This is a genomic window from Chamaesiphon sp. OTE_20_metabat_361 (assembly GCF_031364565.1).
This window is the reverse complement of sequence record NZ_JANLWO010000401.1, coordinates 1-8356: the sequence shown is the minus strand read 5'-3', so window position 1 is coordinate 8356 and position 8356 is coordinate 1. Positions and strand designations below refer to the sequence as shown.

Genomic DNA, 8356 nt, shown 5'->3' with positions numbered 1-8356 from the left:
ATTTATTCTCAATGGTGGTGCTAGTGCCGCGATCGATCTGTGCTTAAATAATCTCCAGATCGAAATCGCTCACGAGCATCATCAAGCCCAGTATTTTGGCATTATCGCCGCGATGGGTGGGATTAGTGGTTCCTTGGGTACCTTAGTGGGCGGTACGGTGGCTAGCTGGGAAATTGTCGGTGGATTGACGGGTTTATTTGTGATTTCCAGCATCCTCCGGTTATTATCTCTATTGCCGATGATTTTCCTGCAACCAGCGGGCGAACGCTCTGTATTTCAATTACTAGAATTTACCTGGTTAGCACGATTGCTAAAACGTTCTGATTCACTATGAATTCAAAAGCCCCCTGCTTGGTGCGCTAATCCGTCGGGAAACCCGACGAACGCGCATCCGCTTTTCAAGGGGGTTGGGGGATTTAGATCTCAAAACGAAGTCCAACCGACGTGTGTATACACCGTAGCTTATAAAGGGGATGCTAGGTGGGGTAAAGATCCATAGCTTTAATTCTTTAAATTGGAATCGGTATTACTAGCTAACTGGAGGAACACTTCATCAAACTTTAATAAAAAGTATCCCGTCCAACCCTGTGAAAAACTCCACCAACCATTCAACCCAAAAATATAGGCTCTGGGTAAACTTCCTGGCGGCGAATTCAGATCGCAATTAAAGTCATCCCATTCCGATAACCATCTCCCACCAACCCGCCACCGCACACATTCACCAAACTTATTTTCACTAATTGTTTGGGCGTGCATATTTCCCGATGACTTACAGCCAAGCTGCTGCCACAAATCGCGCTGCACGCTAAATCCAAAGCGCCCATTACTGGCTGTAACCCACAATCGATCGATCTCAGTCAACGCCTGCTGTGAAATGTGCGGCACATCTGTGGTTGATAACCAGCCCTCTCGCTCGCGATTTGCTAATGATAATAACAAGCGTTTAGTTTCCAGATCGGCTGCTTTAAAATTACCTAAATTAAGTAATTCTTCTAAGCGAGTGCCAGCACCAAAAGTTGACCCACGATCGTCAGCAGGCTGGACTTGCTGCATAACTAGAGATCGATCGGATTTCAAGAACTCATATGCAGTATTAATCAACTGAAACTTTGCTCGTGCTTGCTGTTGTAAAACGGCATCGCCCACAAACCGATCTGGATGCCAAACTTTCGCTAAATTCCGATAAGCCTGCTTAATCTCCGCTGGTGAGGCTCCAACTTCGAGTTCGAGCACTTGGTAGTGTAGCTCTGGTTTCATACGGGCAATTAGATTAAGCTATAAATGGTCGAGTTGGCGATCGCGCTTGTTGCTGCCAATCGCAGATCTAGGATACCCAAATCTCGATCGATTATCGATCGTCTCCATGATTTTGTGCCGTTTTATACCTTTATTTTTCACTATTCTCCAGCCTAGATCTAGCTGCGAGATTTGCTAGGATCCCACTGTTAAATCTACGAATTTTTAGTTACCTTTTTGTGAGTAAACATGACCCTAATTAACGACGAAATCCTCGCAACTATTCCCTCGCCTTGTTTTGTACTAGAAGAACGACTACTCGATCGCAATCTTAGCATCTTCGATCGAGTCCAGAAAGCTGCCCCGATTCGCATCATGCTCGCGCTCAAAGGGTTTGCATTATTTCCGAGTTTCCCCCAGATTCGCACCACCCTTCAGGGTGCGTCTGCTAGCTCCTTGTGGGAAGCTCGACTCGCCGCTGAGGAGTTTGGGAGCGAGGTACATGTTTATTCGCCAGCTTATCGGGATGAAGATGTGCCCGAAATTCTGACTTATGCTTCCCACATGACCTTCAATTCGCTCGCGCAGTACGATCGATTTCGCGCTCAGCTAGCGGCACATACGCCCCACAAACCCTCAGCCGGACTGCGAATCAATCCAGAGTATTCGCCCGTCACTACCGCCCTCTACAATCCCTGTCAGCCCTCGACTCGGCTTGGAGTATCCGCAGCGCAGCTAGGCGATACTTTACCAGCGGGTATCGATGGCTTCCTGTCGCATAATTTATGCGAGAGCGATTCATTTGCTTTGGAAAAAACGATTATTAATATCGAAAGATTATTTGGCAAGTTTTTACCGCAAATTAAGTGGTTAAACTTCGGCGGCGGTCATTTGATGACCCGCAAAGATTATGATATCGACCATGCGATCGCGGTACTAAATGCCTTTAGCGAGCGTCATCCCCACATTCAGCTCTGGATGGAACCAGGTTCGGCAATTGTCTGGGAAACCGGATTTCTCATTGGCAAAGTGTTGGATTTAATTCCAACTGATGATGTGGTAAATGTGATGCTAGATTTATCGTTTACCGCGCACATGCCCGACTGCTTAGAGATGCCTTATAAGCCCGCAATTCGCGGCGCAAGCGAGCCAAAAACTGGCGAACCAATCTATCGAATGGGTGGCTCTAGTTGTCTGGCTGGCGACTTTTTGGGCGACTACGCTTTCGATCGGCAGTTAACAATCGGCGATCGGCTGATCTTTGAAGATATGATGCACTATACGATGGTGAAAACTTCGATGTTTAATGGTGTCGTCCATCCCGCGATCGGACGACTCGATAAAGACGGTAAATTTGAGTTATGGCGTGAATTTTCTTATCAAGACTATCGCTCGCGATTGGGTTAGTATTTCAGATACCTGACTGTACTAGTTAGTTGGGTATCTGGCTATTCAACTACTAAGCTTAAGTACAGCTTCGATCGCCTTAAGTAGATCTGCTTCAGAATACGGTTTAGTCAGATAGAAGTCGATCCCTTGTTTTTGCCCCCACATCCGATCCAAATCTCGATCGCGAGCAGTACAAGCAATAATCGGAATTTCTTCGGTATCCGGGTAAACCTTTAGCAGCCGACAAAACTCAAAGCCATTAATTCCCTCCATCGTAATGTCTGTGACGATCGCGTCTGGCTGGTGCTTGACAGCCAATTCTATGCCATCTTCAGCATTATTTGTAGCAATAACTTCATAATTATTGTTTTGTAAAAGGAGCGTAATTAATTCCCGTTCTGATTGACTGTCTTCGACAACTAAAATTTTAATCATTGCTGCGATTCTTCAGACTAGTAAAGTATCGATCGATTAGACCGAATTCAACTCGACCGTAATTATCCAGTAACTGCTACCAATAATTCAAAGCTAAATTAATCATATATTACTTTATTATAAAGCACAAAGTTACATCGACACATTTCTGTCCGTCGATCGCGAGCGAATGTATAGCAAAAAAACTAGGTTAATATCGCTAGAGATTTAGTCATCACCAATTCCTACTGCATCTGCGATCGCTGCCAATCCACGCGCTTCTAATTTAGCTAACAATCCAGTTAAAATTCGATCGACCATCCACGGTCCATTATAAGTCCAACCCGTATATACCTGAATTAAACTAGCACCAGCAGCAATCTTTTCCCAAGCATCATCGGCGGTGAAAATGCCCCCCACGCCAATAATGGGCAAGCTGCCACCCGTTTGCTGATAAATAAACCGGATGACTTCAGTAGACTTTTGACGCACTGGTGCCCCACTAATTCCCCCAGCTTCTTCAGTAACTTTTTTGCCTGTAGCGGTGACAAAATTCGTGGTTAATTGCGATCGATCGATCGTCGTATTGGTCGCAATAATTCCGGCTAATTGGTATGTCTGAGATAGCTCTACTACTGCGGAAATATCCTCCCATGCTAAGTCCGGCGCAATCTTAACTAAAATTGGTTTTCGACCTTGATTTTCTTGTTGTAAAGTATCAAAAATAATCCGCAATGGTTCGATCGCTTGGAGATCGCGTAAATTCGGCGTATTCGGCGAACTCACATTAATCACAAAATAATCGCCCAAATCTTTTAACCGTTGGAAGCTACCTAAATAATCAGTCGCCGCCTCATCTAAAGGCGTCACCTTAGACTTACCCAAATTAATCCCGATCGGGATGGTAAAATTACCAGCATGACGCTGTTGCAGCGCCGCAGCCAGCGCGGCACTACCCAAATTATTGAACCCCATCCGATTTAAAGCCGCCCGATCTTGGGGCAATCGAAATAATCGCGGCTGGGGATTCCCCGGCTGTGGATGATAAGTAACCGTTCCCAGCTCCGCAAACCCAAATCCCAGATATTGCCACATCCCAGCGGCAATTCCATCTTTATCAAAACCCGCCGCTAAACCAACCGGATTGGCAAATTTCAGCCCGAATAAAGACTGCTCTAGCTGTCGATCTGTCCGACAAAAATACTGCTGCAAGCTCGCCTTAGCAAGTTTGGTTAGCGGAGCCGTCGGCGTCGCATCGATCGCGTGTAGCAGGGCTAATGACCGCTGATGGACGACTTCTGGATCTGCTTTAAAACCCGAAAATAACAGCGGACGAATGGCGAGTTGATAGATATCCAAAGTATTATGAGCGGCTAAACGGTTGGCTATTGTGAAGTCTGTGGCGGCAATTGGAAGTAAACAGGTGGGAAATCGAAATGGCGATCGCGCAGATTTGATTTGAAGAAACTATATAATCAATTATCAGTCTAGATCTAAATATCAGAATTTAGACTATTCGGTCATTAATAAAGTACTTAATCTTTGAGGAGTATTCAGTGATCCATCCCATCCCACCGATCGTGACAAGTCCTGCGACAACAGCTCCACCCTCGCAGCCCGTAATTCATACAGCGCCAAAGACTAGCAGCTTTTCCAAAATTGCGCTGTCAAATTGGAAAAATCGCGCCCCACTCACTAGCCCCGAGATCCAAGCTCCCACCGCACCACGCAAAATCGCCCAGTCCGAACTCCCCGGTGGATCGACACCGCCGCCCCCAACCGCTCCACCAGCACCGAGCACTGTCGATACAGGTAGCGGCTATCCCTCCAGAATTCCCCGCAATTATTTTGGCCCAGCCATTGCCACAGGCAATGGTAGCGGTTCCTTTGGCGTCATTAGCAGGTTCGCATTTGGGGAAAATTATTCGCTGCGCCCTTCAGCCGTTTTTGGCGGTAACGGGACGATCGTGCGACTACCCATCACCTATGATTTTGTGTTTAGCGATCGAGAACCCTTCGAGCGCAACCCAGTGGTAACTTTCCATGCTGGTGGTGGGGTGCAGTATAGTTCCAATAGCGATTTCAGATTACTCGCAACCGTCGGTGTGGATGTCAACTTGTTTGAAGGTGTAGCACTAGTCAGCAGTTACAATACCGACTTCGGCCCTAATGCTGGTGTCAACTTTGGTGTGGGGTTTGAATTCTAATCGCTCTTGACGGTAGTTATCGCAACCGTCGGGGCGATGAGGACATCTCGACCATTACGGCAATACCCCTGACTTCTTTGAAGAAGTCGGGGGGTATGTCCGAAGCTAGCGCGGCAGTTGCTATAGCTAAAGAACCAGGGGAGAGACTCGATCTTGAGTCTCTCCCCTAATGAGGATTATCGCGCTCGATAATCCCGATTGAGTCGAGCGCGAGTAGCAAACACATCTATAGATCTCGATCGGTCGGTTAATAATTACGTTTAAAGACATCCTGTTGTAGATAGATCGCACTTGGCGACAGGGGAGGTAGCAAGGAAAAGCTATTGAATTTAGTATCGAAATTAAAATTCCGTTGTGGAACGTTAGCATAACTTCCCGGACTACTTCCACCAGCAATCCACTGACCGCTAGACTCTAGAGGTCTACCCACACTTACAAAGGAACCATAATAGTTGAAATATTCAGTATTTGTGCCCCAATCTTCCAGTAGACGGTAGTAGTTGTTCAGACCGCCGCTATATTTCGGCCCCGTACAGGCACGATTAAGGCCCAGATTATTACAACTACTCATCACCGAGGACAAAAAGGCAGCATTTACTGCCGTCGGATTACTAACAATATAGCGGCTAGTCCCAAAATTAACTGTCGAGCCATGCGAGGCGTTGGGAATTCCACAGCTAATCTGACCACCAGGCGTGTTCAAGAAATTTGCAGAACCTACACCGCTCAGACATTCATTGGAGAGAATCGTAATTACGTCAGCCATTACAGACGCAGGTAGCCGATCTACGCTGGGCACATTCACAGCAGTAGCAGGTTGAGCTGCACCATTATTATTAAAATTACCTTGAATGTAGACCGCGCGATCTGTGACTAACGTTAGCGCTCCAGGCAAATAGTCACCGCCATTGAATGCAAAGCCAAAGGGACTCTGACCGTTGGCACCACCGGGATATTTGCGGGGATAGTCAATCACGATCGGATTGCCACTAGTGTCTAGACTATTGGTGCCGTCAGGTTTTTTGCGGTAGATCGGCGCAGTGGTATCGGGAGTGATATCGTTGGTCGCCGAGATCGATCCATTGCCATCGAGATCGTCATTGACGGTAGCATGAAGCACCAGCCCACCCTCCGTAGTGTCACTGCTCCCCAATCCTAATGAAGTCAGTCTAATGGTGCCAGCGGCGGCTGCTCTAGCAAAAGCCAAGCCCGTCGTCACATTGACAGTATCAGCGAAACTATCAATCCCAGTGTTGAAAGCCGCGTCTTTGAGAGCGACAGTGGTTGCGTAAGGCAATGTCAGATCGGTGTTTGTAGCTTCGACATACAAACCGTCCCGATTCCAGACTGATAAACTGAGCACATTGGTTTGCAGCATCGTCATCCACCTCTGCTCGCGATTATCGTAGAATCCGCTATTGCGGCGATTTGCAGTGATTTGCACGATCGAATTATCGTTTTCGATCCGCTGGACAGGTGCGGGGAGAAACCAAGCATCTCGAAGTGCGGCGATCGCATTTGGAGATGCCGACAGCAGTGCCGTTCGATCTGCGGCAGTGAGTGTCGGAATACGCGTACTATCAATGAGCGTAGTAAATGTGTCTTTAAAAGCTTTCAGAGAGCCATCGACAACGGCACCAGTGTTTCCACCATACACACCATTGTCGAACGCTGTGTTGAGCGTAGCGTAATTAACGGGTGAAGGAGTAGATACTAGCGCGAGTTGGAGCGCACGGAGAACTGCATTGTTGTTTGTCGAACTACTCAATGTCGGTGGTGTGGGCAAGACGGTCGGCTTACCTAACATCGTATTTTCAGCGCCAAGGAGTGCAGCAGTTTGTTTGATATAAGTCCTAACCATCACTGGTTGACGCAGACTTTGGAGCTGACCTTTGGTAAAGATATTGCAACGCAGTGCCGCAAAATTGTTTCTGGTAGGATCGACATAGGTGGAGGCTGGATCGCTACCTGGTGCGGGTGGCGCTGTCGTACAAGCCCCACTACCACCAGTCTGGATCGATGTAAAGTTGAACGGGATGCGGCTGGAGTCGCGAGTCCACGGCGTCGTAGCTTTACTCGTAACATCTCGATCGGGCACCATTTCCAGCCGCATATCCGCCTTATCATAGTATCTACCGACCCGATCGTTATAATAATTACGTTTGCGTAAAAATCCTGCGTCGGGTACATTCAGAGTTGTGGCTCCAGCCACACCATCTTTAACTTGACCGCCAAAAGCAGCTATTTCTGCATTGGATAGTGGAGTGGTAAGAGATGTACCAACCAGCAAGCGCGTCCGAAAATAACTATCTGGGAAATAGACAGGTGGGGGACTATTCGTAATTGGATTGCCTGACTGAAGCACCCGCACCGCCGCAGTTCCCGGCGAGCTTAAAGGTTGACCTTGATATGAGAAAGAGGCATCGGTACGATCGTAAATCTCCCCAGCACTAGTGACTTTATCATTGAAATAGGTAGTTGCGCCTAAAGGAGCAGCCCCAGCCGGATTGGCAGCCGTACTTTGAGCATAGAGATTACCATTAGTATGTACCCGTCCACCGAGAATCATCCTCGGAGTGGAGGTCATCTCCAAGTCACCATCATAAAACACCGCAAATTGAAATAGCGGTACGATCCGACTCTTGAAATCCATTTGCAAAACAGTCTTGCCATCACTGTTCTGAACTGGGTTGCTGGGATTTGTCAGATTTGGTTTAGCAGCCGTAGCGTAGACGGTGTAGCGATATTCTAAAGCATTCAATCCCGCATAAGTCTGCCCCGCAGGAATAAGTTTAGGATCTGGTGCTGGTGGACTCGAACCTGCGACATAATCCGTCTTGTCCTGTACGAAAGTAAAGGCTGTATACTGAATGCTATTTCTACCGCCATCTTGCTCGCTTAAAACTATAGCGCCAGATCCATCGGTACTAGTAGTCTGAGCAATATTGTTATTGTATTGAAATGGATAGTTCCGACACTCGAAGTCGTTGTTAGCCGTTGGCGTAGTAGTCAGCGGTAGCGAAAAGCAATTTGAGATATTTGCCGGGTTGGGAGTTGCAGTTTTGTTGTCTGGGAGAGTGTAACCGACAAATTTTTGGCGAAGTTGATCG

6 protein-coding genes and 1 pseudogene are annotated in these 8356 nt (G+C 47.3%); 3 read left to right on the top strand and 4 right to left on the bottom strand.

Annotated elements, in window-relative coordinates; genetic code table 11:
• Positions 1–334 (top strand): annotated as a pseudogene (locus RMO35_RS11745) (MFS transporter); the annotation flags it as partial.
• Between the two features lie 167 nt (positions 335–501).
• Here the strand turns inward: RMO35_RS11745 and RMO35_RS11740 are convergent.
• Positions 502–1257 (bottom strand): GUN4 domain-containing protein, encoded by a 756-nt coding sequence (locus RMO35_RS11740; RefSeq protein ID WP_309741416.1) that lies wholly within the window; start codon positions 1255–1257, stop codon positions 502–504.
• Between the two features lie 228 nt (positions 1258–1485).
• On the opposite strand from RMO35_RS11740, the gene nspC reads away from it, so the two are divergent.
• The gene (gene nspC, locus RMO35_RS11735) at positions 1486–2643 is read left to right on the top strand and encodes a carboxynorspermidine decarboxylase (protein ID WP_309741415.1); all 1158 of its coding nucleotides are present in this window, start codon (positions 1486–1488) and stop codon (positions 2641–2643) included.
• A gap of 45 nt (positions 2644–2688) precedes the next feature.
• Here the strand turns inward: nspC and RMO35_RS11730 are convergent, their stop codons facing one another.
• Both RMO35_RS11730 and RMO35_RS11725 read right to left on the bottom strand, forming a co-directional pair.
• Positions 2689–3060, bottom strand: a complete 372-nt coding sequence (locus RMO35_RS11730) for a response regulator (protein ID WP_309741413.1) — start codon at positions 3058–3060, stop codon at positions 2689–2691.
• 207 nt (positions 3061–3267) lie between these two features.
• Positions 3268–4398, bottom strand: coding sequence for a quinone-dependent dihydroorotate dehydrogenase (locus tag RMO35_RS11725; protein ID WP_309741409.1), 1131 nt, complete (start codon positions 4396–4398; stop codon positions 3268–3270).
• Between the two features lie 197 nt (positions 4399–4595).
• On the opposite strand from RMO35_RS11725, the gene RMO35_RS11720 reads away from it, so the two are divergent.
• Complete coding sequence (locus tag RMO35_RS11720; protein ID WP_309741408.1) at positions 4596–5246, top strand: hypothetical protein; 651 nt, start codon at positions 4596–4598, stop codon at positions 5244–5246.
• A gap of 247 nt (positions 5247–5493) precedes the next feature.
• On the opposite strand, the gene RMO35_RS11715 is transcribed toward RMO35_RS11720, so the two are convergent.
• The coding region (locus RMO35_RS11715; protein WP_309741407.1) for a hypothetical protein at positions 5494–8356 on the bottom strand (2863 nt) is incomplete at its 5' end.